This window comes from Psychrobacter sp. SCQQ22, assembly GCF_015864605.1.
Taxonomy (GTDB): Bacteria; Pseudomonadota; Gammaproteobacteria; order Pseudomonadales; family Moraxellaceae; genus Psychrobacter; species Psychrobacter fozii.
The window spans coordinates 60,796-86,824 of the sequence record NZ_JADYWZ010000011.1 but is presented as its reverse complement, the minus strand read 5'-3'; the positions used below and the strand labels follow the sequence as shown (position 1 = coordinate 86,824).

At 43.3% G+C, this 26,029-nt stretch carries 14 protein-coding genes; 5 read left to right on the top strand and 9 right to left on the bottom strand.

Going from position 1 to position 26,029, the window contains the following annotated elements; genetic code table 11:
• Window positions 1-94: 94 nt before the first annotated feature.
• From argC to I6E84_RS13105, 7 genes are all read right to left on the bottom strand, one after another.
• Window positions 95-1,162 (bottom strand): N-acetyl-gamma-glutamyl-phosphate reductase, encoded by a 1,068-nt coding sequence (gene argC / locus I6E84_RS13135; RefSeq protein ID WP_197218431.1) that lies wholly within the window; start codon window positions 1,160-1,162, stop codon window positions 95-97.
• 85 nt (window positions 1,163-1,247) lie between these two features.
• Window positions 1,248-2,384 (bottom strand): uroporphyrinogen decarboxylase, encoded by a 1,137-nt coding sequence (gene hemE, locus I6E84_RS13130; protein WP_197218430.1) that lies wholly within the window; start codon window positions 2,382-2,384, stop codon window positions 1,248-1,250.
• 186 nt (window positions 2,385-2,570) lie between these two features.
• Window positions 2,571-3,743, bottom strand: coding sequence for a glutamate 5-kinase (gene proB, locus I6E84_RS13125; protein ID WP_110922390.1), 1,173 nt, complete (start codon window positions 3,741-3,743; stop codon window positions 2,571-2,573).
• 78 nt (window positions 3,744-3,821) lie between these two features.
• Window positions 3,822-5,033: an Obg family GTPase CgtA gene (gene cgtA, locus I6E84_RS13120; protein WP_197218429.1), complete on the bottom strand. Its 1,212-nt coding sequence runs from the start codon at window positions 5,031-5,033 to the stop codon at window positions 3,822-3,824.
• A 300-nt stretch (window positions 5,034-5,333) separates the two neighbouring features.
• Window positions 5,334-6,776, bottom strand: coding sequence for a glyceraldehyde-3-phosphate dehydrogenase (locus I6E84_RS13115; RefSeq protein WP_110922388.1), 1,443 nt, complete (start codon window positions 6,774-6,776; stop codon window positions 5,334-5,336).
• 398 nt (window positions 6,777-7,174) lie between these two features.
• A complete protein-coding gene (locus I6E84_RS13110) occupies window positions 7,175-8,341 on the bottom strand; it encodes a lipocalin family protein (RefSeq protein ID WP_197218428.1) in 1,167 nt (388 codons plus the stop codon).
• Between the two features lie 427 nt (window positions 8,342-8,768).
• Window positions 8,769-9,905: an NUDIX domain-containing protein gene (locus I6E84_RS13105; protein WP_197218427.1), complete on the bottom strand. Its 1,137-nt coding sequence runs from the start codon at window positions 9,903-9,905 to the stop codon at window positions 8,769-8,771.
• 295 nt (window positions 9,906-10,200) lie between these two features.
• Here I6E84_RS13105 and hemP point away from each other — a divergent pair, with 295 nt between their 5' ends.
• Window positions 10,201-10,359: a hemin uptake protein HemP gene (gene hemP, locus I6E84_RS13100; RefSeq protein WP_227672156.1), complete on the top strand. Its 159-nt coding sequence runs from the start codon at window positions 10,201-10,203 to the stop codon at window positions 10,357-10,359.
• 237 nt (window positions 10,360-10,596) lie between these two features.
• Here hemP and I6E84_RS13095 read toward each other — a convergent pair whose 3' ends face one another.
• The gene (locus I6E84_RS13095) at window positions 10,597-15,591 is read right to left on the bottom strand and encodes a translocation/assembly module TamB domain-containing protein (RefSeq protein ID WP_197218425.1); all 4,995 of its coding nucleotides are present in this window, start codon (window positions 15,589-15,591) and stop codon (window positions 10,597-10,599) included.
• A 75-nt stretch (window positions 15,592-15,666) separates the two neighbouring features.
• The gene (locus I6E84_RS13090) at window positions 15,667-19,017 is read right to left on the bottom strand and encodes an autotransporter assembly complex protein TamA (protein ID WP_197218424.1); all 3,351 of its coding nucleotides are present in this window, start codon (window positions 19,015-19,017) and stop codon (window positions 15,667-15,669) included.
• Window positions 19,018-19,474: 457 nt separating this feature from the next.
• On the opposite strand from I6E84_RS13090, the gene I6E84_RS13085 reads away from it, so the two are divergent.
• The 4 genes from I6E84_RS13085 (at window position 19,475) to I6E84_RS13070 (ending at window position 25,895) form a co-directional block, all read left to right on the top strand.
• Window positions 19,475-20,806, top strand: coding sequence for an MFS transporter (locus tag I6E84_RS13085; protein WP_197218422.1), 1,332 nt, complete (start codon window positions 19,475-19,477; stop codon window positions 20,804-20,806).
• A 271-nt stretch (window positions 20,807-21,077) separates the two neighbouring features.
• Window positions 21,078-21,722: a 2-polyprenyl-3-methyl-6-methoxy-1,4-benzoquinone monooxygenase gene (gene coq7, locus I6E84_RS13080; protein ID WP_197218421.1), complete on the top strand. Its 645-nt coding sequence runs from the start codon at window positions 21,078-21,080 to the stop codon at window positions 21,720-21,722.
• A gap of 224 nt (window positions 21,723-21,946) precedes the next feature.
• Window positions 21,947-23,044, top strand: coding sequence for a tetratricopeptide repeat protein (locus I6E84_RS13075; protein ID WP_197218420.1), 1,098 nt, complete (start codon window positions 21,947-21,949; stop codon window positions 23,042-23,044).
• Between the two features lie 373 nt (window positions 23,045-23,417).
• Window positions 23,418-25,895, top strand: a complete 2,478-nt coding sequence (locus I6E84_RS13070) for an esterase/lipase family protein (protein ID WP_197218419.1) — start codon at window positions 23,418-23,420, stop codon at window positions 25,893-25,895.
• Window positions 25,896-26,029 lie beyond the last annotated feature (134 nt).

Sequence of the window (26,029 nt, the reverse complement as noted above, 5' to 3'; positions counted from 1 at the left end):
ATCTCTTAACAATAAGTACCTGTTATTATAGCGGAATTTATAATCAATACCTAGCACCGTAAATGTGAATGATTGGAATATAAAGCAGTCGATGTTAAGGAACAATCGGCGCAAAGTTCAGTCCCATTGACTCATCAAAACCAAACATAACATTCATATTCTGCACGGCCTGCCCTGCTGCTCCTTTGACCAAATTATCTTGTACTACAATAACCGTCAACTCAGCACGATCATTGTCTTGATGCACGGCAATACGTAAACGATTACTGGCACGTACACTACGTGTATCAGGGTAAATACCCTTTGGCATCACATCAACGAACGTCTCTGATGCATAGGCGTTTTCAAATGCTTGCTGCCAATCGATAGCAGCACCAGCATCCGTCAGCTCCATATGGATTGAGCTTAGCATACCGCGTATCATCGGTACTAAATGCGGTAAAAAACGAATACGATGGGTAAACTGACTATCTAATAATTGTGCAACACCCTGCTCAATTTCAGGTAGATGACGATGCCCCTCGACGCTATAAGCTTTAAAGTTATCTGTTGATTCAGCATAATTGAGTGCAAGCGAGGCTTGGCGACCCGCGCCAGACACACCAGACTTTGCATCAATGACAATGCGAGATTCAATCAAACGTTCTGCTTGTTTATTTTGTGCTTCAATAATCGGCTTCAAACCCAAAATTGCAGTGGTTGGATAACAGCCAGGATTGCCCACCAATAATGCATTTGCAAGTTTATCGCGATTGACTTCAGGTAATCCATAAACAGCGGTCTTTAATAGCTCAGGACACGCATGTGACTGTTTATACCACTTTTCAAAGTCAGTCAATGACTGCAAACGAAAGTCAGCAGCCAAATCAATGACCTTTACACCAGCTTGAGTAAGCGCTTCAGCTTGTTGCATTGCTACGCCGTGTGGTGTCGCAAAAAACACCACATCACACTCTTGTATCGTCGCCAGCGTATCGTCGCCTAAGTCGCTAAAGACGATATCTGATATACCGCGTAAGCTTGGGAATATCTCATCAGCTCGAGTACCAGCTTCACTACGCGAGGTTAGCAAATCAATAGATACTTCAGGATGAGCAGATAATAAGCGAATCAGCTCAATACCTGTATAACCTGTACCACCAACAATCGCTGCTGAAATCATAAGATATCCTTTTTTCTTTTACTCAGTAAATAGCAGATAAATATAACGTCTATATTGACGCTTATAAGCTTTGCATATCCAAACTCTAGATTTTGTAATCGTGCACCGCATCGATAAACACTTTTGCATTGTCAGGGTTAACCCATTGAGTGATGCCATGACCTAAGTTTGCGACATAACCTGTTTTTTCGCCGCTCGCATAAGCACTATCTAGCATTGCATTTACTTCAGCGCGAATCGTTGCAGGTGAACCATACAAGGTTGCTGGATCCAAGTTACCTTGGATGGCTTTGCTACTCTGTAGTTTTTTATGCTGCTTGGTCAACTGACGCTGACTGTCAGTCAATACTTGACGTGCACGATCAATCGGCATCGTCCAGTCTAGGCCCAAAGCATCAGCTTCACTATCCGCTTGGATGTCTAACCATAGCCCACCACCTTTCGTAAACAATACCACTGGTATTTCCGGATGGCGTACCTTTAGCTCAGCGACGATACGTTTATTATAAGCATGAGAAAAGTCAATAAACTGACGATGACCAAGCGCGCCGCCCCAGCTATCAAATATCTGTACAATCTGAGCACCAGCAACGATTTGTGCATCTAAATAATCAATGACAGACGTGGCCAACTTATCCAGTAATTGATGTAAAAAGTCAGGGTTACTGTATAAAAAACCTTTAGTATAACGATAGTCTTTTGAGCTACCGCCTTCAATCATATACGTAGCTAACGTCCACGGGCTACCAGAAAAACCAAATAACGGCACTTGACCATTCAGCGCTTTACGAATACTCGTCACCGCACGCATGACATAATCAAGAGAGTCGGTCGGATCAAGCTTTGGTATTCTATCAAGATCCGCTTGTGTACGAATAGGATGCTTAAATTTAGGACCTTCACCCGCTTCAAAATATAAGCCTAGCCCCATGGCATCAGGTATGGTCAAGATGTCACTGAATAAGATAGCAGCGTCTAAATCATAACGACGCAGTGGCTGCAAAGTCACTTCAGTGGCACGGTCTGTATCTCTACACAAACTCATAAAATCGCCCGCTTCAGCACGGGTTGCTTTGTATTCTGGTAAATAACGACCTGCTTGACGCATCATCCAAACCGGGGTGGTGTCTATCGTCTCAAATCGTAATGCTCTTAGCAATCTGTCATTTTTTAATGGTGCAAAGTCGTGCTGAGTCGAGTTACTATTGTCTGAAGCACTCATGTACAAATCTCCAAAACAACAAAGTATTCATACTTATTGATGAATACTTTGTTGGATAAAATACGTTAAATAAAAGAATGATAAATATTTATAGAATGGTCATAGCAACATCTCAGTTTCAATACTATTAATCCATATTTAGACTGAGACTGTGTGCATACCAAGCGCTTCTATATTATTAATGTGCTATACGGTTAGTGCCAAGTTATCACGATGTACCATGACAACGCGCTCTTCACTGCTACCAAAAATCTTATCAAACTGCTCTGTACGCTCACGTGCTACTCGATGCGCATCCTGCGATGAAAAGTTGACTTGCCCAACCGCGAGACGCTCACCGGTATCTTGATGGATAATTTCAACCACGTCACCTTCATCAAAACCACCACGGACTTCGACGACGCCAACCGGTAGTAGACTTCTATTATGCTCAGTCAGTGCCTTTGCCGCACCTGCATCCACAACCAAGCTACCTGACATACGCAGGTGAGCCGCCAGCCATTGTTTACGAGCAATGATTTTGTCTTCATCGTTGGTTGTCAAAAGCGTACCAACTGCTTCACCTGATACCACACGAGTGATAACGTCATCAATTGCACCGCTTACGATAACGGTTGGACAGCCACCCATTGCAGCCAGACGACCAGCACGGATTTTGGTCAACATACCACCGCGTCCGAGCTTGCCGCCATCTCCGGCTATATCAAATAAGTAATCAGCCATCGCACGCTCTTGACGAATCATTTTTGCATTGGGATTGTCACGCGGATTGTCTGTGAATACACCATCTTGATCGGTGAGGATAATGTACAAGTCAGCATTGACCATCGCTGCTGCCATTGCCCCTAATGTATCATTATCACCGAATTTGATTTCATCAATGGTGATGGTGTCGTTTTCGTTAATAACAGGTAGCACGCGCCATTCTAATAATTGCGTCAATGCGCCTGTCGTATTGAGATAACGGCTACGATTAGACAAATCATCATGAGTCAATAGCAGCTGCGAGCTTTGAATACCATGCTGAATCAGAGCTGACCACCATGTTTCAATCAATCCCATCTGACCAATAGAAGCACAGGCCTGTAGTGCGGCTAGTTTTTTAGGGCGCTCCTCAAGGTTCATACGTACCACACCTTCAGCAACAGCACCTGACGATACTAGTAGCACTTCGACGCCTTGCTTGTGCAGCTTAGCAATCTGTTTGGCCCACTCGTATATGGCAGTTCGATCCAGCCCTCGACCGTTATTGGTTAACAACGATGAGCCAATCTTGACAATAACGCGCTGAATATCAAAGTTGCGATTTTGCTTAACAAATCTTGCTTCTTCGATCGTGTTTTCTATGCCATCTGCCATATAAACTCCTTTTTATCTTATGAATTGATTAGGGGATTGATTTAAAAAATTCAGGTACATCAGTTCAAGCTTGTTCACTTATGGAACGTAAATCACCTCGACACCGTCTTCATCATCGAAGTCGTCATCATCGTCATTTAAGTCCACCCCTTCACGTGCTGCTCTGCGGGCCGCACGATAGGCTTCACGCTGGGCTTCAGTGTTTAGACGGACTTCTACTTCTAAGCGCTCAAAACGTGTTCTTTGTGCTTCAGCGAAGATAGGATCTTCTAGTTCACGCTCACGCTCTAGTTCAATCTCATTCATCAAATGATATTTAACCGCATCAGTCCCTTCACCCATTAGGGTTGACGTGCGAAATACATCGCCTGTCCAATCAAGCTCAGCGACAATATGGGTACAGAGCTCATCTAACTCTTCTTCAGGCATCTGATCGATTTTGTTTAATACTAAAATCTGAGGCAAGTTGGATAACTCAGGTGAAAAACGTTCGAGTTCATTCAAGATAACACGAGCGTTGTTTACCGGATCGCTGCCATCAACTGGCTTTACATCGACCACATGTAACAATCGACGAGTACGAGCCACATGCTTTAAGAAGCGGATACCAAGTCCGGCACCTTCTGACGCACCTTCGATCAAACCCGGAATATCTGCCATCACAAATGAGCGATGACGACCGATATCAACTACACCTAAATTAGGAACGAGTGTGGTAAATGGATAGTCAGCAACTTTTGGTCTAGCAGCAGAAACTTGACGAATAAAGGTAGATTTACCAGCATTAGGCAAACCAATCAAGCCAACATCAGCCACTACTTTTAGCTCAAATTTAAGAACTTTTAATTCACCTTCAAAACCTGACGTCGCTTTACGCGGTGCTTGGTTGGTAGAGCTCTTGAAATGGGTATTACCCAAACCACCATCACCACCTTTGGCAATCAGTAACGTCTGACCAAGTTCAATCAAATCGCCCAACACTTCATCTGTTTCGGTATCAACTACCGTGGTACCAATAGGCACTGGTAAAAACAAATCATCAGAGCCTTTACCTGAACAGTTTCTACTGTGACCATTCTCAGCTCGCATGGCGTCGTGACGACGGGTATAACGATAGTCAACTAGGGTATTGGTGTTGTCTTCTGCAATGACATAAACATCTCCGCCTTTACCACCATCACCACCATCAGGGCCACCACGTGGGACATATTTTTCTCGGCGAAAACTGGCGATTCCGTTACCACCGTCACCTGCTTTTACCGTTACGACGGCTTCATCAATAAATCGCATTTTACTTTCCTTAATTCACAATCCAGTTTATATACTGGTTACAACCAACGGTTATATTATGGGGTTTTACTGTATTGTCACAAAAAATATTGTGACAAAATAAGCGCTAAAAGCACGCTACTTGTATTTGATATTCAATATGAAAATAACACCCGATAATCAATCGGACTATCGGGTGTTTAAGTATGACAGCTAACGCAATATCAAGCTATCCAAACCAGACGCTATTATGGCAAATTTTGCAGTATGACCGCACCAATTTACACAATATCAGACAACTGGTTTGTTATGCTTAACGTTCTATGCAGGAATTTGAGTGTAGCTAATTCCAGCCATCTGGGTCGCCAAACGCAATACCTGAGTACTATAACCTACTTCGTTATCATACCAAACATACACAATGGCTTGATTACCAGTAAGAATAGTCGCCTGCGCATCGATGATACCAACATGAGTCGTGCCAACGAAATCCGTTGATACGGCTTCTGTAGAATCAGTATACGCAATCTGCGACTGCCAAGTGCTGCTGTTAGCAATTTTACGCAAAAATTCATTCAACGCTTCAGCACTTTCTGGTGCCGTTTTAAGCGTTAAGTTCAAAATTGCTAAGCTGACATTTGGTGTTGGTACACGAATGGCGTTGCCCGTTAGCTTACCACTTAATTCTGGTAATGCTTTACCAACTGCTTTTGCTGCGCCTGTGCTAGTGATAACCATGTTCATCACAGCACTACGACCACGGCGGTCTGCTTTATGATAATTATCAACCAAGTTTTGATCATTGGTAAATGAGTGAATAGTCTCTACGTGACCGTTTTCGATACCGTACTCATCATTCAATACATTTAACGTTGGTGTAATAGCATTGGTCGTACAGCTGGCAGCACTAACGATAGTGTCATCACCAACCGTGTCATTGTTCACACCATAAACGACGTTTTTAATATCGCCACCAGCAGGGGCAGTCAGTAGTACTTTTTTCACGCCAGTAGACTGTAAATGCTTGCCAAGGCCTGCTTCGTCTTTCCAGATGCCCGTGTTATCGATAACGAGAGCATCGTTGATACCATAAGCGGTGTAATCGATTTCACTAGGGTCTTTAGCATAGATAACTTGTACAAAACGACCATTAATAATCATGCCGTTGTTGTCATCATCGATACTAATACCACCCAAGAATCTACCATGGATCGAATCACGCTCAAGTAATGAAATGCGTTTGGCCAAGTCACCAGCAGCAGCTGGACGTACGACGATAGCTTTTAACTGCATACCTTTTGCACTTGATGCTTGCGCCAGCAACAAACGAGTCAAAATACGACCAATGCGGCCGAAACCATATAATACTACATCTGTCGCGCCATTCACGGCACCTGCATTATTAACAGATTTTAGCGCAGCTTGTACGTCAGTGTCATTAGCAATCAATTGACCAACATCGATACGAGTGGCTTGGATATCTTTGCTCTCTGCGATGACTTTTACCATCGCTAACGTATCAGCGATATCAATAGACTTAGCGCCATGGTCACGCAACGCAACTTTTTGATGCAAAGCGAGTATTTGACCAACTGAGGTAGAGTCTAGCGTTTCGCCGAACAAAGTCACTTGTACGTCTTGCGCATTATAGAGCTTATTCAATAACCCCATTAGCTCAATCGCTTGTTGCTCTTGATTGTTATAGTTGCTTAAGTGGTCTTGATGTAATTGGCGTAAGGTATCAGCGTTGCTCACGAGAAACATCCTTATGGTCAGTAATATATGATCAATAAAATATGAAGAAGTATGAAATAGATAGGTTGTGTATGCTCTAAATGGTGACTCTAATATGATAATCAACCACTATCAATATGGGTTATTGACACTAGAGTATTTGAATCGCATAGATTTTAGCCTAAAACGCCTCATTTTGCCAGTAGTAACCGATTAGCTGATGTGCATAATAGGTTTCATTCTCATATACAGACTCATATATAGATAGGAATAAAAATAAAGGCAGCCATATATGTCGCCTTATTAGTTTTTTTGAATGAGAGTTACTATGACTTTGTATTAATTGAAATAACCTGATAACAACTGGTTGTCAATCAGGTATACAAACGCATTCTACAATTCAATTTAACGTTTTATATTTACATAAATTATGGCGTTAAATTTACCGTCTGATTGGTTTGCGGTGTGAGCTTAAATTCTTTTAAGTCATAACCTTGTTGTTGTGCAATCTGACGATATTTAGAATAGGTTTCTTGACTGACATTAGGCGAACGAGCCAATAGCCATAGATAATCTTTGTCAGGTGTGCCGACCAATGCCGTCTTATAATCAGCATCACGTGCCAGTACCCAATAATCGGCACGGCCGACTGGTAACCAACGAATCCATGAGGGCAAGAAAGTTACTTTTAGCTTACTACCAGTCTCATCCGCTGGCTTAGCGAGACCTTCAGCAACAATCTCCGAGCCATCTTCGGCCATACACTTGTTAGTGACAGTTATACCTTTTCCATCAGCTTTTTGAGCATAATTGGCGGTAACATCACCTGCGCATTTACGTTGAAAATACATCGGCAAGCGCCCTATCTCGTACCACGTTCCGGCATACTTTTTGAGGTCGACGCTATCGACTGTCGTTGGGGTATTTGCAGACTTATGAATGATGGCGCTTGGTTCGACAGACAGCATCTCTGTTGTCGTTTTATCCATCGTTGCATTGGTAGCCGCCATAGACGCTGCATTGACTGGAGGCGTAGCAGCATAAGCTGAAAACGCAGCCAATGGTATAATAATCGCTAAGGCAATACCTGTATGTTTGATCAGTCCATTCATAAATATGCGCTCCGGTATTTCTTTGTATGATGAGTGAGTGGTATCCGATGACGAATCGGTTTCTTGTTCAGAATCTCTATGCTCAGACTTATCTTTTGATATTTTTATTTGTTCATCTATAGATTCTGAAGCTACAGGCTCCGAATTGGTCAGCCCTTGAGACTGTTCAAGACTGCTTTTCAAATCATTATTTTTCGTAATGTCATCATCAGACATAGCAGACTCTTTTGCCTTTAGCAGGCTTTTGACAACGCTTTTGTACCCAAAATAGCTGTCTTGCGAAGACGTGTCTTTTACCGAATGGCTCGGATACTCATCATTCGATTCGTCATGATTGTAGCTAGCATCATTGCTGGCATAGTCTGTCTTTTGCGTATTATCCTTATCCAGATAATAACTGCTTGACTGACTAGTCTGCTGAGATTGAGAACCAGCTTCCTGTGGATCAGACCATTCTGACTTAGGTAACTTGTTGGTTTTCATAGAATTACCGTTATTAATAATGACTGTGAAAAATTCTTTGTGTATTTATCCACCTAGTCTAACTCTCTGAACGTCGCCAAATTCAAAAAGCGTGTCTAATAAGTAAACCAGCGCTACAGAATTTGATGTTATTGCAAGGGTCAAAATATGTTTTCATAGGCAATTTGCTAATGAATAATAAACAGTTTGCTTATGAATGATAGAGTAAATACTCTTTAATTAGGTATTCTATATTAAGGACAACTTGACTATTAAAACAGTGTCGCAATGTAGGGAAACGCAACGGTTTGTAAGTAACTAGGTCTTTATGCGGTAGAACAAACACCTAATAAAAACATAGTTACTTACTGGATAAATATCAGACAAATCAGTGATATCCCTGATAATTTTCAACAAATAATAGGCTCAATATAAGCCGAATTTCTTCTCATTTTTCACTGTTAAAAAACTGACGAATACCAGCAACGCTGATACCGCCATGTGCTAATGCTTGATCTATCATCGTGGGTGATAGACCGCCCAAACCAATGACTGGCATATCGGCCAGCTGTGCTAAGGCAGACCATGCCTCCCAACCAAGTGGTACAGTATCAGGATGCGTGTGAGTGGCTAATACTGGTGAGATGAAAATACCGATCACTGGCGGTAGCTGTTGCTGTATTCGAGCACTGGCGAGTTTGTTGGCCGCTTCAATACTGACAATATCGTGACAGCTGATTATCAATGGAAAGTCATCCGATAAACAATGCTCAGATACAGAAGTGTCTGAAACACTTTCAAGCCATTGCATTAATGCCGTATGGGTCAAATGATTTGCAACGACTTGATGAGAGATATTTTCATCTTTAATTAGTATTGACTTATCAACGTCCATAAACTGGCTATCGGCATCATAAGGTACAATCGCTTGAACGTCTGGACGATCATGCATCAATTGCGCTGCTAGATTGCCTGAGCGCTCTGCATCAGCTTCTTTTGTTCGAACATAAACCAAAGACTCTATCGCTAAATTGTCTTGATGATACTGTAACCATGCTGCCGCTGGATCAGAACATTCGCTAAAATGTGATAATGGATAGGTAATGGTTATCTGCGTTGGCAACCTCAGCCATTCTAGAATCGTTTTATTCGCAGCGGGCAAGGGATACTCACCTGCTAATAGCTTAGACTTATCCACCCATGTCAGCGCCTGCCCTTCTAATCCATATTTGCAATGCTTATGCTGCTCGTATTGCTGCGCTACCAGCTCAATCTTGTAAACCTGTAGTACAACCTGCTTGTCACCATAGTCATGATGCAAACGACCAAGCTTGACGATAATGTCATTATCTATAGCAATACCTGTTTCTTCAGCGACTTCTCGAACCAATGCCTGTTCTGCACTCTCATTGGCATCAATCTTTCCACCGACGAACTCATAGCGATTGCCTTGGTGTTGGGTAGCATCTCTAAACCCAAGCAAATATTGCTCTTTATGATGAATAACAGCGACAGCAACGTTTACGATGACTGCTTTTTTGTCTATGATTTGGTTTATTTCTTGGTTATTTGGTTCGATTGGCATGGTTTTGTCCTTCGTTGTTTATTTTTATTAGAGTATGTTCAGTCATACGAAAATGTTAGAAGATAGCAGGAATTTAACTTAAATTACTGATTTTAAATATAATATTCATAATTTGCCTTATTCAGGATAAGGTTTATGACAACTGCTTTAGATAAGTTTACATAATAACTGCATTTTATTTTATCAATTGTCTTGCAAAATCATTCAATCTAAATGATAATTATTATCGTTAAAGACGATTACTTACTGTTATCGCTACTCAGCTATTTTTTATCAAAAGGATTTTATTATGAGCATGGTCATCTCTCGTTATCTAAACTGCCGCGAAAACCGTCTACCTACTTTACAATCACAGCACTTATTTGCCCTAACTAAGGAAGTACGTATCGAGCATGAAGGTGAAGAGTACCGCCTACGCCTGACACGTAATAATCGACTAATCCTAACCAAATAGAATGAACATCACTCGATGTCCACTTATAAAAAAACGCCTTCATTAAAAGGCGTTTTTTATTGGCTGAAAATTACTGTGGTCATCGTTAATGGATATAGGTTTTAGATATTGATAATAATTTATAGTCAAAGAAATCTAAAATTGCTACAAGGCAGTCGACTGCAGATTTTACAGGTAGTACATCTAAGGAGACTAACACCGTAGCAGTTTAGTAGTTCTCTGACTATAGCGTTGCGTTTAGAACTGCCAACTATAAACCACATCTACTGCATTCTCTGCAGCGGCGCTTGCTTCAACATAGATACGACGCGTCAACTGGTAACGAACCGACAAGCTATTCTGAGCATTAAACACACCCACTCCGTAACGAATATATAAATCAGGAGTCACATAACCAGTGACATTGACATTGGTGTCTTCACTGCTGCCGGAGGCATCCACGGTGAGAGATTGCAAACCAAAAGCCTGACCTATCTGATTGGTTAAGCTGCGCGTGCCACTCAGTCCGAAACTCAATCCAGCCGCTGCTAAGTTATTGGTAACCTGCGATTTAAATCCTTGCTCACTGATTTGGGTCGCACCTGTATTAGTAAGGCGGCCTGTGACCAACGCATTCATCGCTTGCTGCTGTGTCAGACCAGCATTATTGAAGACAATAATGTTTGGTGACTCAGTATCACCTTTAACACGTAGGCCTACTATTTTCCCTTCAATGCTTTTAACTGCTTCGACACTTAAGGTCGGATTCATAACATCGCCATCAAAGCGTACTTGACCATAATTGAGCTCTAAACTTTGACCAAAGGCATTGATATCAGTACGACGCGATACCTGCACCACACCTTTTGCACGCATAATTCCTGTACCATTTTGGGTGATATTAATCGCCCCTGCTAAAGGAATCACGGCACCAAAGCCACGGAAGTTGATATCCTCACCCAAATCAATACCAATATTTGCATTGATAGACCAAGGCTTCGAGATGGCCAAGACTTCATCGATATTACCAATCAAACGACGATCAAGTACGACTGCATCTTCGGTTTGAGTCACAATATCTTCACTGGCTTCTGGTGGACGGATAGTCGCTGACGGTACACTAATGGCACCTTTAATATCAACATAGCGATCGCCTGGGCGCACAATAATATCAATATCTGGATCGATTTCAGCTACTAGCAATGGCGGCTGAGTAAGCACCAATCCTTCGCCGATAACACTTAGCTTAGCCTGTAACTTTTGTTTCCAATCAACCGTTCCTGTTAAAGAGCCTTTACCGGGACCACTGTTAAACGTGCCATCCATCGTTGCTTGAGTGCCGCGAATTTTGGCGGCAGCATTTACATTGGTCAAGTTAATCGGTAAATCCAACATGGCGATACGGCCATTGGAAAGCTTCACGTCACCATAGAACTGCGGCTTGGCAAGCGTACCACCGACGCCACCTGCCATCGTGACATTGCCTCGCAGGACTCGCATCCCCGGGAAAAAAGGCTTAAATATCGCTAGATTGAGCTCATTGAGTACCAACGCACCCGAGATTGGTTTAGGCGTTTTATAAGGATCAACAACGACCTCAGCATAGCCACGAGCACCGCTTCCGGTATTGATGTCTGTGCGTAGCTTGAGGCCTTCTGGAACGGATACAGCAATGAGAGAAACCCGCTTATAAGGTAAAGTAACAGCAGCGCTATCACCCTCTTGAGCTAAGCCAATTTTGCCATTATCCGAGTACAACGTTGTATTAATAGTCGGCGGACGACCACGTTGCCAGCCGACAATAGCTTTACCATTAATCTTGCCATGCCAATCAATATCTTTGGGCAAAAAGACTGAGAATAATGAAGTATCTAAATTCTGTAAGGCCACATCGACCTCACCTTGATCTGGTGATGCGACCAGTTTTTTGCGTAAACACAGCTTGCCAGTTTGATCAGCAGCTTGCCAACAGTGCGCAGCTAGCTGTACTTTGAAGTCTGTGTTTTTCCCGTTCTGTTCGTTAGGTAGATTCACAATCAACTGCGCTGGTTGCAACTGGTTTAAAGTCGCATATTTAGACTGAATGCGGCCCTCACCGATGACTCCAGACCAGCTCACGCTATTGCGATTGAATCCACCTTTGACTCTTGCACCAATAGTCAGCTGCTCATTGGCCACGTCTAGATCGACCACGTGTGCCTGCTCTGTCCCATTAAATGAAGCCTTAACACTTTTAAAACTCTGTCCAGCAGCATCTAAGCCTTCGGCAGTAATGATAAGCTGACTTGGGCTATTTGCTAGATTGACCAGTTTTCCGCGAACACGACCCTGACGTAAAACAAAGCCTGGTAGCGCAAGACGCTCACCCACCAAATCAATATAAATGGTTGGCAACGCTTGTCCTACTGGCTGCGACAAAGTGGCACCGCCAGTTACTTTACCAGCCAGCTGATCTGAGAGCTGGTCTAAGCTGGTGATATTGATTTTGGTTTGTAGCTGCTTAGCATTACCGTTAGCAGTTACGTAATTATCACCCCAACGTAGTACGAGGTTTTCCGCATTTAAGCTATCAATTAAGGCATTTACTTTTTTGTATTGCGCTTGAGCATCTTGCGTTTGCAGACTTTCAAAGTAGCTTGCCAAGTCTTTTGGTAAGCGCATTTTCGCCGCCAAGCTGCCTTTAGCGCTCAACGTCTGCCCTTTTAACGTACCGCTCAAATTGACTTGCTTGATATTGATAATTTGCTGCGAATCACTCCAGCGTCCATCAGTATCTATCGTACCCGTGATAAGACTTGGTGTGTCTTTTAGGAAATACCCTAGGTTAAAACGATCCATTACCGCATTGATATCCCACGCAACTCCTTGACGCACATCTACGGTACCTTTGGCATCGATGCTGCCGGCAGCACCCACATGACGGAAGCGTTTGATACGAATCAATTGATCATCGCCACTGGCATCAATAGTCAGCTTACCTGCTGGCAGTTGCTCAGCATCCAGTACACCATCGAAATTTACGGCAAAACGTTTTAGCTTACCTGGCGTGTTTTTACTATTGCTAGGCGGCGTTTGCCATTCACCACTGGTGGTTAAATCACCCGTCAGAATCGCTGGGTTATTGGGCAAAAAATAACCCAAATTGAAATCGTCAAAGCGGCCATCTACCGTCCAACCAATATTTTTGCGTAAATCAATGACACCCTTCGCTGCCACTGCACCAGCCTCGCCATTGTAATTCAATTTACGGATACTAATCAGATTTGGCGTACCAGCGGCATCAATAGATAGGCGGCCTTTTGGTACATCTGCCGTATCAATTTGGCCATCAAAGCGCGCATCAAATACAGACAGCTCACCACCGACGATATCGATGCTGGCATCACCGCCACCTGTTATACCGATGGTACGACTGTCTTGTGTGGCATCAAGCTGCGTCTGCAAATCAGTGTTATTCAGCGTAATGATATGACGCTGACCACTAACACCGTTTTTGGTGATATTTAACAGACGACCCCGGGCGTTAATACTACCTGTTAGACGCTCAAGTGGTAAGTCGCTGCGGTATTTTTTCGGGAGCAAGCCTTTGGTACTCGCATCAACTTGCCATGTGAGTGGTGTATTCTTACTCGCTAGTCGAATCTGTCCAGTACCAGATAGGTCGCCTACGATTCCTTCATAGTTCAATCGATTAATATCAATGACGTCACTAGCTTTACGTAGACGCACATCATAGTTGCCTTTTGGAGCAGCATTGAGCTCATTGATAACCGCATTGGCATCAACGGATAGCTGTGAGTCACGAATGATGACATCTGCCTGTCCACTCGGGCTATTAATATTGCCGACATCAGGCACATCACGGCGGACTAGATTTTGCCATTTAGCATCAATATACCAAGGGGCCGCCTGTTTAGATTTCGCTGAAACTTTGCCACTGGCAATATTAGCATTAACATGCTCACCATCACGTTGGCGTAAGTCTGCATCTATCTCTGTATTACCAGCGCTATTCTGCTGCTGATAATGTAGCGACAGTCTGCCATTAAGCCTTTGCGGTGCGTACGCTTTAAAGTCAGCGTACTCATCAGGAATCGCTTGGCGGATATCAAAGTTACTGCCTGTCGCTCGGATTTTTGCATCAAAGCTACTCTTCCAATCTAAAATACCTTGCAACACCAAACGTCCAGCAGGTACATCAGCATCTAAACGATCAATACGCAGCTGACTATCAGCAATAATCGCACGGCCTTGATAATGACCTGAAGGAATGTCTTTGGCCGTCAGTTCAGTATTGATGCGTAGACGTATCTCAGAGATGACACCCTCTGCTGTGGCCGTACCGCTTTTTAGGCGAATATCTTGATCTTCTGCATACGGGATTAAGATATCATCCCATTGCAGTTTTGCCCGAAACGGTGAATCGCCGTCCAATCCCTGAACGATAAAATCACCGGTAACATCACTATCGTTGTAGCGACTGCTTACTTTACCAACCGTGCGTTTGAGCGTACCTGTTGCGGTAATGTTTAGTGGATCAATATAGGCTTGTTCTAGTGCACTTACTTCTGCAATAGCACTTAAATCTAGCGGATAATCGCCTTGTAAATCAATTTCACCTTTTAAAGCACTGATATTAACGATGTCAGCATACTGCAAATCACCACGAGCAATGGATACCGTGCTGCCGACCCAAGTCAAATCACGGGCAACGATATTACGGATGATGATAGGCTCTTTGGTCACTTGCTTATAAGTGATGCTTTTGATTTTAGCTTGGTCAAACCGTAGATTGACGGGTAACTGCAGGGTTTTATAATCGAAGGGCTCACCCGTTGGTGGCTCATTATTGATAATCTCAATGGTCTGTATGTCGGCCTCACGCAAATGCACTTCTTTGGCAAATACAGCGCGCCAGCCTATCTTTACATAGGCTTTATCAACCAATATCTCAAGGTCTTCAGTCGCCTTGATATCGATGTCGGTCACCCAAATACCGTCACGCAAGTTGCCTTGTCCATATTCGAACTCTATGCCTGTCTCGGCACTGACTTTCTCTAATATAAACTTGGTACCTGACTCTGTGCCAGCCGCATAAAAGAACACCGCAAACATAATCGCGAGTACGATTAAAATCAGCACCAGTAGCTTGAGCAAAAATGATAACGGATACAAGCGCCTGACTGCACGAGCGTCGCGCTGTGCCGGATCTTCATCTGGTGAGTTACTAGGCGGGTTGTTTTTTGTCAGCATGGCACTCAACTACGTTAAAGAATGATTACCGGCAATCGGTACGATAAATAATAAATAACAGAACGAATCTAACAATTATAAAGGCGAACCAATAAAGAAGTGCAGTCTAATGGGAATACTCTCCTCTGTCACGCCAGCCGCCACATCGACTCGCACCACGCCCACAGGTGACGACCAACGAATACCGACGCCGACACCGACCTTTGTCTCAGTATCGAAATTTTCGTCATAAGCATTACCCACATCCGTGAAGAATGCTGCACGAAGACCCGGTTTGAACTCATAGTTATACTCTGCACTACCCACCGCGAGAATTTGACCACCTGTCAGATAGCCGTTCTCTAGTGGTGATAAGCTCTCATAGTCATAACCACGGATGCTCTGGTCACCACCTGCAAAGAAGCGTAATTTATAAGGCACTTCGTAAAAATCATCTGCCCAGATATAACCAGTATTCAGACTACCTAATACTTGATGCTTATCGGCATCGCCGAAGCTATAAAGACCACTAACACCTGCACGAACGATTGCCATATTGGTATCACTAGCAACTGATTCACTGCCTGCTTCAATAGAGTAAGACTGACGTATGCCCTGAGTCGGATTAGTCACACTATCTATACTGGTTTTACTCATACCATAGCCAAATAACAACGCTTGCTGACTAGGATTTGAAGACGTAAAACGTATAGGCAGATCATCCAACTCTGTTTCATCGACCCCTGTTTCTAACTCATCCAAACGGTAGCGCACAGAGTAGCTACGATTCCATCCGTTATCTTGACGGATGTTACGTGCCAATGCTGCTTTTAGTGTTCGAGTAGACAGGTCAAAGTTGCCTTCGCCTTGGTCGATCACTTCTTCCTCATAAGTCAGACGTGCATCTAGCTTATCATTAAGCGGGTGCTTCCAAGGTCGACTGGCATAGACCGCCACATTTTTAGCAATTCTTGAAACTTCCGTTTCTGCACCAGCCTGATAGCCTTGACGATTTATCAGGTTATAATCTATCTTTGCCGTTGCTCTCACGCCAGTATCTGTACCGTAACCAAGACCGACTTGGGCGTCGCGCGGTTTGTCAGAGGCAACAAAAACATACAGCGGCACTTTTTTACTTTCTGCCACTTCTTGCGGTGTTTTACGTCCTGCTAATGTCGGTGGTACAAAGCTTTCATCGGAAAGCAGGCTTTTTTCATCAGGCAGTATTTTTTGAGCGACATTACTGATGGAATCACTGATTTTACCTAACAGGTTGTCTGCTTCTTGAGGTTTTTCATCTAATACCCGATCGTTCGGCAAACGGCTTAAACGATCTGCTTTTTGTTCAATGGCTTGCAGCTTATCAAGGGTTGCTTCATCGGCCTCGAACTCGATAGCAGCAATATCGTCTTCATTGACTGTGTTTTCGCTAACCACGCTGCCGTTATTAGAATCGCTGGCCCCACTAACAAGTGCCTCGTTCGCCGTCATTAGAGAGTCATTACCATTATTATTAATAACATCAGTAATGCTACCACTACTAACGTCTTCATCTGATTCTGACGTACCGTTGCTATTCACTGGGGTATTATCAAAAGCCAATGTACTGGCTTCACTACTCTCATTTGGTGGTAGTATCGACTCAACGTTCACTGTATTAAAGTAACGCGTCGCTGATAAATCATTACTAAATTTGGTCACATCAGGCGCATAAAATGGATCGCCGGGTTTGAAATCAAGCAACTGCTGCAATAATGGCAGCTCAACAGGCAGCTTATCAGGGTCTTCCGTTAACGTATTGGTCTCTCGGTCATAGGTGAAAAACACAACGTCATCAAATTGGTAACGACTGCCCGTGTCATAAACCAAAGAAACATCTGCTGTGTTGTCCGGCAAAATAATATCAACCGATTTGTTTAGCCAATATTGGTCAAAATAGCCATAGGTATTACTCAGTGACTCTAGCGCAGCTTTGCTGTTTTTGTAGACACGGTGATTAAAGATATCTTCTTCTTGTGGTGGGAGTTCTTTTTCGAAGTTTGCAAATTCCTCTTGCTCACTACCTTCACCGCGAATCTCAATAATACGGCTATCGACACGTACTGGCTCACCCAACTCTTCAATAACCACATCCAAAGTATCACTACTAGGCTGGCGCAGACTCAACGTAACTTCATAATAGCCTACGGCTTTTGCAGCATCCAGTGCCGTCTGACGCAAGCGCGGTAAAGCAGCAGTAAAGTCAGCAACGGACTGAACCGTGGTGTTATCCAGTGCGGCTTTAATGTTTTTCATTGGCTGGATATCGTTATCCGCCTTGGTTTCTTTTGGTTCGCTGTCGTCCGTATCTTCAGACGTGGCTTCCTGTAAGTAGATGGTCGTTTCAACATTAGGTATGGCAATGGCGCCATCATTAAAGAAACGATTATAAAGGCGCTTTACGATGTTGCCTTTGTTACGTTCCCGAGGCCCAGGTCTATTGGTTTGTTCAACATTTTCAACGGCTACCTGAGTATCTGTTTGATAATCTGGCAGATAGTCACCTGGATCGATAATATTTGCTGTCGCACCCTCTACATCCGCCACATCACTAGTGTTCGCGACTAGCTCATTACTATTATCAATAGCATCGCTGTCGCTATTATCATCACTATCACTGTCACCGTCCACACTTTCAGCGCTGACAGAGCCGCTGACATTTATCGGATTCGACACCAATTCAGTCGTGTCTGTTGGCTCAGTGGCATTTTCACTCTTACCCAATGTATCAAGATTACTAGGTAATGGTAGGCTGTCAGCATCAAGATCCACATCTAAGCCAATAGGCGGTGCGGTATCATTCAACGTCGCGATTGGCGCTGTAAAATCGCTATCAACATCACTATTACTGATGCCATTGGCATTATTACGGTTATTGCCGCCACCTATCGTATTAATGTCTTGGGTATTTTGCGTATTCAACTCAGCCAGTTCACGATCAATCTGCGCAGGCGTCATCATCTGATAACCCTGCTGCTGTATCGCTGTGGCTTGTTGCAACAACTCATCATCCGAACTATCAAAAATATTGCGCTGAGCATCATCATTTGAATCTAAAAGTGTGGCTAACTGACTGGCCGCTACTTGGTTGGTCATGGATTGAGCAGGAGTATTTGCATTGATAGCAGTATCGGCCAAAGCTGCAGGTGCGATACCAAAACCGACAAAGCTGGTCGCTAGAGCAGAAAAAAGCGCAGAGCGTGTAAAGTGAATGCGCGGCGCATCGCACGTAGCCATACGAGGGCTGTTTTGAGTCTGGCAAGGTTGAGCATGGCAAGGTTTAATATCGCAAGCTTGAGCATGGCAAGTTTGCATGCGTTGGGCACTGATATTATCTGACACATTTATAGGAGTATCACACGGATTAACCGATACAGGACGCGCTAGAGTTGAAGGCTGGTGGTTCATGTTTATTTCCTATCACCTCACGCGGCACAATGTCATTAACGAGGGCAATCGCTAAGTCTTACCGGTGAATAAACTTATTAACAGTTGGCTGAGATTCTGATTGACTACCTTTGCTCTTGATAATGACAGTCTACGGCCTATAGTGCAAACTTTAGTCCTGAGTGCCGTTATCGTATCAATAGGTAGGTAGGCTGTATTGATAGCGGGGCTTGCCATCACTTATATATGACAGTAAAACCCTGTAAAATTCACAAATCATAACGTAGATAATTATGAAATCATAGCGTCGGGCGCATGTATTTATACCAAAGCCTTGCTATTATACGTCCTAATATTGATAAAACCTATGCTATATTTCGATAAGTTTTTGATACTATTAATAATTACCTTTATCTTAAAAGCCGCACTCCGTATGTCCTTTTAATCTATCAGCCGCGATCTATCTGTAGGAACTTTCATGGCAAATCAGTTTCAGTTATTTAAGCACCGCCGGTTTAGTGCCATGTTTTTTACCCAGTTTTTGGGCGCGTTTAATGACAATGTTTTTAAGCAAGCGCTCATACTGGTTCTGACTTACACCGCTGCAAGTCAGTTGGGAATGGAAGTCAGTATCTTAAATAACTTAGCCGCGATGTTATTTATCTTGCCCTATTTTTTGTTTTCAGCGCTGGCAGGGCAAATTGCGGATAAATACGAAAAGTCAAAGCTAACTCAATTGATCAAACTGCTTGAGCTGGTGATCATGGCGATCGCTGCGGTTGGTTTCGTGTTTGAGTGGTATGCCCTATTATTTGTAGCATTGTTTTTAATGGGTACCCATTCAACTTTTTTTGGACCGATTAAATACGCCTACTTGCCGCAAGCGATGAAAGAAGACGAGTTGGTTGGTGCCAATGGTTTGTTTCAAATGGGCACCTCATTGGCTATTCTGCTGGGTATGATTATCGCGGGCGTCCTCACACAACTGTCGCAGTCGCTATATTGGATTAGTGTGACCGTTCTGATCGTAGCCGTGTTGGGCTATTTGGCAGCACGTTACATTCCAACCATGCCAGCGATGCAGCCCAGTCTAAAAATCAACTGGAATATTTTTACCACCAGTTTGGCCACGGTTCGCTACTTATATTCATTACCTTTTCTATTCTGCGTCATCCTTGGCAACAGCTGGTTTTGGTTTTATGGTGCGACGTTCTTGACCCAAATGCCAGAGCTTAGCAAAGTCATTTTGCATGGTGATGAGTCAGTGGTGATTTTCCTATTGACGCTATTTTCAGTTGGCGTATCGATTGGTTCATTACTGTGTAAATCATTGACCAAAAACCAAGTCAGTTTGCGCTTATTACCTTTTGGTATTGCTGGATTAAGTATTTTTGCGATCGATTTATATTTCTCACTATCAGGTCTTAATATCAACGTGAGTAATAACACTTTCCTCAGTGTCGGTGATTTAGTGGGTATGAGTGGTAGCTGGCGAGTATTTGCAGACTTGTTCTTTTTGGGCTTTAGTGGCGGTCTATATATTGTGCCTTTGTATGCGTCTATGCAGGCATATGCACCCAAAAGCCATCGTGCGCGTATCATTGGTGCTAATAATATCTTTAATGCGATATTTATGGTTACCTCAGCGATTTTCGCGATTGTTATCTTAAATACGTTGGCGTTGAGCATGCCTCAACTGTTTTTGGCAACAGGACTGCTCAATATTGCATTTGGCGCGTTTTTATACGTCAAGCTCAATAAACATATCAAAAGCGCTGTGATTCAAACGCATGATGAAGTCGTTCCTTAAATATGCTAAAGCTGAATTGAGTATTACTATAGTAATCAGTATGTTTTTGAGCCGATAATATTCGTGCTGATAATTTAGATTGTTTGCTATAGTAATGCTTGTGAAGCCCAGACTATAATTGTCTCAGAAAAACAGACAACCTTATTTTTTGATAGTAACTCTTAACAATAGCACTTTAACAACAGAATCTTTTAACAGCAGTACCTTTTAATAATAACATCTTTTAATAACAGTACCTTTTGATAGTACATACAGCCATTAGGAGTGAATTATGGCCTTACGTCCCTTATCCAAAATCGACCAGTTGTTACTCGGCGTCGATAAGGCATTACGAGCTGTCGTACCGCACTCAAACCCTAGTACGCGTCCATTACCAGTCAGCAACGATGAGATTCCTGAGCTGACCATCACTGAAGCACGGCATGTCGCAGGACTGATGCGTATCAATCATACTGGTGAAGTATGCGCGCAAGGGCTTTATCACGGTCAAGCCTTTGCGGCGAAAGATCACGGCGTCAAGCAAGCCATGCAACACTCTGCCGAAGAGGAAGTTGACCATCTGGTTTGGTGTGAGACTCGTCTAAGTGAGCTTGGTAGCCACGCCAGTCTCTTTACGCCACTATGGTACGGCATGTCTTTTAGTCTTGGGGCAGTAGCTGGTGCTATCTCTAATGAATTCAGCTTGGGGTTTGTCGCAGAGACAGAAGCACAAGTCAGTGAGCACTTGCAAGATCATATCCAGCAATTGCCTGAGCATGACAAACGCTCAAAAGAGATACTGGCACAAATGGATATCGAAGAGTTGCACCATCGTGAACTCGCACTTGCCAGCGGCGGCGCTGCATTGTCACCGCCTGTACGCAAGACGATGCGCTGGATGGCCAACCGTATGAAAGCCACTGCTTATCATTTGTAGTAGTAAACGATGTAATTGCCAACTCTAGATTAATAGAGACTATAAGCTTGATTATCGCGTCTGCTATCGAGTTTTTGACGTTTATTATTAACAATCCTACTACTGATAGCGTAAAGCTTAATTTGCTACGGTATGAGAAATTTGTACGATTTTGCAGCAAAGACACAACCTATATGACCATTTAATTGCTAAATAACGACTAAATAAACAAGGTAACAATCTTTATGACAACCATTAAAAAATCAATGCTCTCTAGCAGTGTGTCTACCAAGTCTTCTAAACTGGTCACAATGACCGCACTGGCAGCAGCATGCACAATGTTGCTATCAGCGCCTGTCAATGCAGCTGAAACCAATGCAGCAGCCACATCCGTCCCTAGTGCTGTAGACTCTAGTAAACGTGTGATTCGTCTTGCTCAACCCAAAGCAGACAGTACAGCTCAATCAAGCACTCAACCAGCGCCACAAACTAATGCACCTGTCGCTGCTACTCAACAAAGCGCTCCTACACAGAGCCTTTTTCCAATGAGTTCTGGGCAGCCACAAACCGTCACACCTGCCCCAACCAAGCCAGTGTACACAGGTAGCACTCATGTCTATGAGCCAGGTCCAATGACGACATCTGGTATCGATCTGCGTAGTGGTCAACTTGCAAACATCCCAACGCCGAAAGTACAGTTGTCAGACGTGAGCTTTCTAAAGACCGTATTGATTCCACAACAAACAACCGCTAACTCTGACAAATTAGATGTGAGTCTGCTTGATGACTTTATCCAAGAGGCATCACCTAATGCCCGCCACTATCCACCAAACTTCCCTAACCGTACACAACGATATAATGTTCGCGAAAAAATCAAAGTATTGGCTGAGTGGATTGAACCTTATGCCCTGTCACCAAATGCCTCTTATGATGTGCTGCTTCGTGCAGCCAAGCTTAACGGCATGGGACGTAACCTAGATTTGGGTTCAGACTATACGATACGCGGTGGCAAATATGTGGACCGTGCCATCAAACTGCAACCTGATAGCGGTGAAGCCAACTTCTTGTATGGCATGATGCTATCAGAAGGTGGTGGTTTTAAAGAAGGTCAAAAATACTTAGATAAAGCCGTCTCTCTAGGCTATACGGAAGCAGAGCAAAGCTTGGCACAGTCGGACGTCTTAAGTGACCGTCGTGATAGCGCGTTAGAGCGTCTGCGTCGCCTTGAGAGTAAAAATCCCAACAATGCTATGATTGGTCAGCAGATAAAACTTGTTGAAGAAGGTAAGTTCTACATTTGGGACATACCAGCACCTGACATCAACGTTAAACCAGGTGTCTAAAATGGTTTTATGTATTGATCAAAATGATTGATACATAATCTACGACCAAAGCAGTCAGCGTCTTCATTTTATATCGATATTATTTCAATATAAAATGGAGACGCTTTTTTGTGTCCACTAATAAACCAGTTATTCTAATTAGCCTCTTATCCCACTTAAATGAATAATATATTCGATTGGTGAGATGTAAATACAACTAAGCAATACCAATAGTAGTATCAATGATAGATAACTTTATTCCTTCGATATTACTTAATGACAAAGCCCTAACGACAAAGCCTAAAATAAAAAAGCTTAATCGCAAAAGTTACGCTACACTCTCTCTTGTACACCGCTTACTGACTCATACCTTGATGACTAACTGGACTGAACTATGACTTTCGTTAACCCTATAAAAAATATGGTAACGCACGCCAATAAAAAAATCATACCGATCACTTCAGTTGCTTTGATAGCAGCGATGGCATTATTGCCGGCATGTAGTACAGTCTCGGTGAACAAACAAGCTTCAGCAAAGACCATTACGGCACAGCGTGGCAACATTGTCACGGACAACAAGCTCAGTAGTGATACCGCATCAGCACTCTTATCAGCAGGGCTCAATGAGCAAGCTTGTATGCAGCAGTTTGATTTATGTTTGACCCAGCTCACCGATAGCATCTTAGATGAACACCACCGTTCCTCACTGGCTATTTTTTCTGAACTACATTACGCAAAGGCTCGACAGCTTGCCAAATCGCAAGACTGCCTCAATGCGATTTCTCGCCCACCACTCGACCCTTATTATGCCAATGCACCGTTAAGTGATACCGAGGCCAATACTCAACAAGAAAACACCAGTCGTTGCCTAACTGGCTACCAAGAGCGATTGTTTAATGCGATAAAATACAGTTATACCTATCTATTTTATGACAGCTTAGCGCATGATTTTGAAGGTAGCGCTCAGGATAGTAGCCATTCTAGTACACCAAACCGCATTCCAAACGATACCGATATTCAGACCCAAGATATTTATAATGCCGCAAGCAACGATGTCATCACTCAGCTCTACAAGGCAGTAGATGGTTCAGATAAACTGATGGGCGACCCACAGATAGAACATTTACCAATAGCCTCCACTGAACGTGATAACAGCGCACAGGCTGCTATTGCCAACCGTGCACCTCTAGAAGGCAAGACTACCGACCAAGTCAAAGTCATGAAGATACAAGTTGATGGCTATGATCTCGGCGTTTATTTGCCCAATGAAAATAGCTATCTGCAAAATGCGCACAAGCAAACGTCCGCTTTGGCAGACTTGGTCTCTACTTATGATCTGCGCCTCTCTGGGCTCAACTCAATCAGTAAACGTCCAGGCTTAGGCATTAGCTTGGTTGCATCCTTGGATGATCGCTACACCACCACGATTCGCCAATTATTGGTATCCTCACTGTCAGGTCAATCGGATGATAAAAAAGACAATATCGACGATAGTAAACCAAGTTCGCGAATTTATCCCACAGGCCATTTACTATTAACGGGTCTGATTGAGCCCAGTGGCGATAGCGTGCTAGAAGTACTAGACAGTCGTAAACTCGATATCCACCTGTATAATCCGTATCAAAGCGAAAGTGTTAATATCCTCAATAATGACTATCCATTGGCAGCCAACTTCTCTGCCGGTTACGGCTTGTGGCTATCAGAGAACCAATTAGATGGCGTCGGCTATCTAAATTTGATTACTCGCCAACCAGAAGAAAGACTGCCCAAACTGTTTATGCTCGAGCCTTATGATCCCAATAAGCGCGTGCTGATTATGCTGCATGGCCTGGCCTCTAGCCCTGCAACGTGGGTGAACTTGACCAACGATATTCTCAATGATGATAAGTTACGTGACAACTATCAGGTTTGGCAAATATTCTATCCAACCAACTTACCTATTTTAGAAAACCGTTACCAAATCCAACGTCTGATTGACAGCACTTACCAGCAGACGGATCCGACAGGACAAAATCTCGCCAGCAAAAACAGTGTGATTATCAGTCATAGTATGGGTGCTGTGATCGCTCGCATGATGCTGTCTGATGAAAACTTGGTCGATGACTTAGACAATCTCGATGATCAAAACATACTCTCTAATAGCGAAAAACGTAAAGTCCGCGACGCACTCAAAGCTTCTTTTGGTGAAGCACAACTACAAGAACGTTTTAAGCTAAAAACATTACCACAAGTAGATACCGCTGTCTTTTTGTCTGCACCGTTTCGCGGTACTGATTATGCAGACCGCTGGTTCACGCGTGCCCTACGCCGTGTTGTCTACTTACCCGTTGGTTTAGTGAAAACCGTCACTGAAAATTTAGCAACGATTGCAACGAAAGGCGATTTGGCAGACAACCCATTAGGCGCGCTATATCTACAAAACGGTGCTAGCCAGCTCAGCGATAAATCCTCCTTTATACAGCTCACCAAAGATCTCGCCATCAATGACCGCATTACTTATCACTCAATTATTGCCAATAACGATGCTGACATCACCAAAGGACTGGCAGAAATGCAGCCGGGTGGTGCCAGAATCGATTTGTCACAAGCGATAGAAGAAGACGCAAGAGGTGAGGCTATCAGCGCAAGTGAAAACGCTGATTCTGATAACGCTAAACTGACAGATGAATCGCTTGTAGCGGCCGTTACCATCGATGAAAATATCAGTCAGGCATTAACTGAACGCTTGTCTGACGGTATCGTACCTTATACCAGTGCCCATCTAGACGGTGCTGCTTCTGAGACAGTCATTAACGGTGGTCACAGCATTCAAGAAAACCCTCAAACTATTTTAACTTTAAGGCGTATACTGCATCAGCAGCTCAATCAATAGTTTAGGGTCTGTTCAATATTGAACACTGCTGAGTACGATAAAACACCTTCTTTATACTTTATTACAATATATAATATTGTATAAGGAATATAGCATTAACTTATTCTTACTAATTTATATTTACTAGTAAGTAT

What these genes read in the sequence shown, in the direction of transcription:
- I6E84_RS13105 (WP_197218427.1), bottom strand. Translation starts at nt 9,905, where the DNA reads ATGCCAATCGAACCAAATAACCAAGAAATAAACCAAATCATAGACAAA.
- coq7 (WP_197218421.1), top strand. Translation starts at nt 21,078, where the DNA reads ATGGCCTTACGTCCCTTATCCAAAATCGACCAGTTGTTACTCGGCGTC.
- I6E84_RS13095 (WP_197218425.1), bottom strand. Translation starts at nt 15,591, where the DNA reads ATGCTGACAAAAAACAACCCGCCTAGTAACTCACCAGATGAAGATCCG.
- argC (WP_197218431.1), bottom strand. Translation starts at nt 1,162, where the DNA reads ATGATTTCAGCAGCGATTGTTGGTGGTACAGGTTATACAGGTATTGAG.
- proB (WP_110922390.1), bottom strand. Translation starts at nt 3,743, where the DNA reads ATGGCAGATGGCATAGAAAACACGATCGAAGAAGCAAGATTTGTTAAG.
- hemP (WP_227672156.1), top strand. Translation starts at nt 10,201, where the DNA reads ATGGTCATCTCTCGTTATCTAAACTGCCGCGAAAACCGTCTACCTACT.
- hemE (WP_197218430.1), bottom strand. Translation starts at nt 2,384, where the DNA reads ATGAGTGCTTCAGACAATAGTAACTCGACTCAGCACGACTTTGCACCA.
- I6E84_RS13115 (WP_110922388.1), bottom strand. Translation starts at nt 6,776, where the DNA reads ATGTTTCTCGTGAGCAACGCTGATACCTTACGCCAATTACATCAAGAC.
- I6E84_RS13090 (WP_197218424.1), bottom strand. Translation starts at nt 19,017, where the DNA reads ATGAACCACCAGCCTTCAACTCTAGCGCGTCCTGTATCGGTTAATCCG.
- I6E84_RS13110 (WP_197218428.1), bottom strand. Translation starts at nt 8,341, where the DNA reads ATGAAAACCAACAAGTTACCTAAGTCAGAATGGTCTGATCCACAGGAA.
- I6E84_RS13085 (WP_197218422.1), top strand. Translation starts at nt 19,475, where the DNA reads ATGGCAAATCAGTTTCAGTTATTTAAGCACCGCCGGTTTAGTGCCATG.
- cgtA (WP_197218429.1), bottom strand. Translation starts at nt 5,033, where the DNA reads ATGCGATTTATTGATGAAGCCGTCGTAACGGTAAAAGCAGGTGACGGT.
- I6E84_RS13070 (WP_197218419.1), top strand. Translation starts at nt 23,418, where the DNA reads ATGACTTTCGTTAACCCTATAAAAAATATGGTAACGCACGCCAATAAA.
- I6E84_RS13075 (WP_197218420.1), top strand. Translation starts at nt 21,947, where the DNA reads ATGACAACCATTAAAAAATCAATGCTCTCTAGCAGTGTGTCTACCAAG.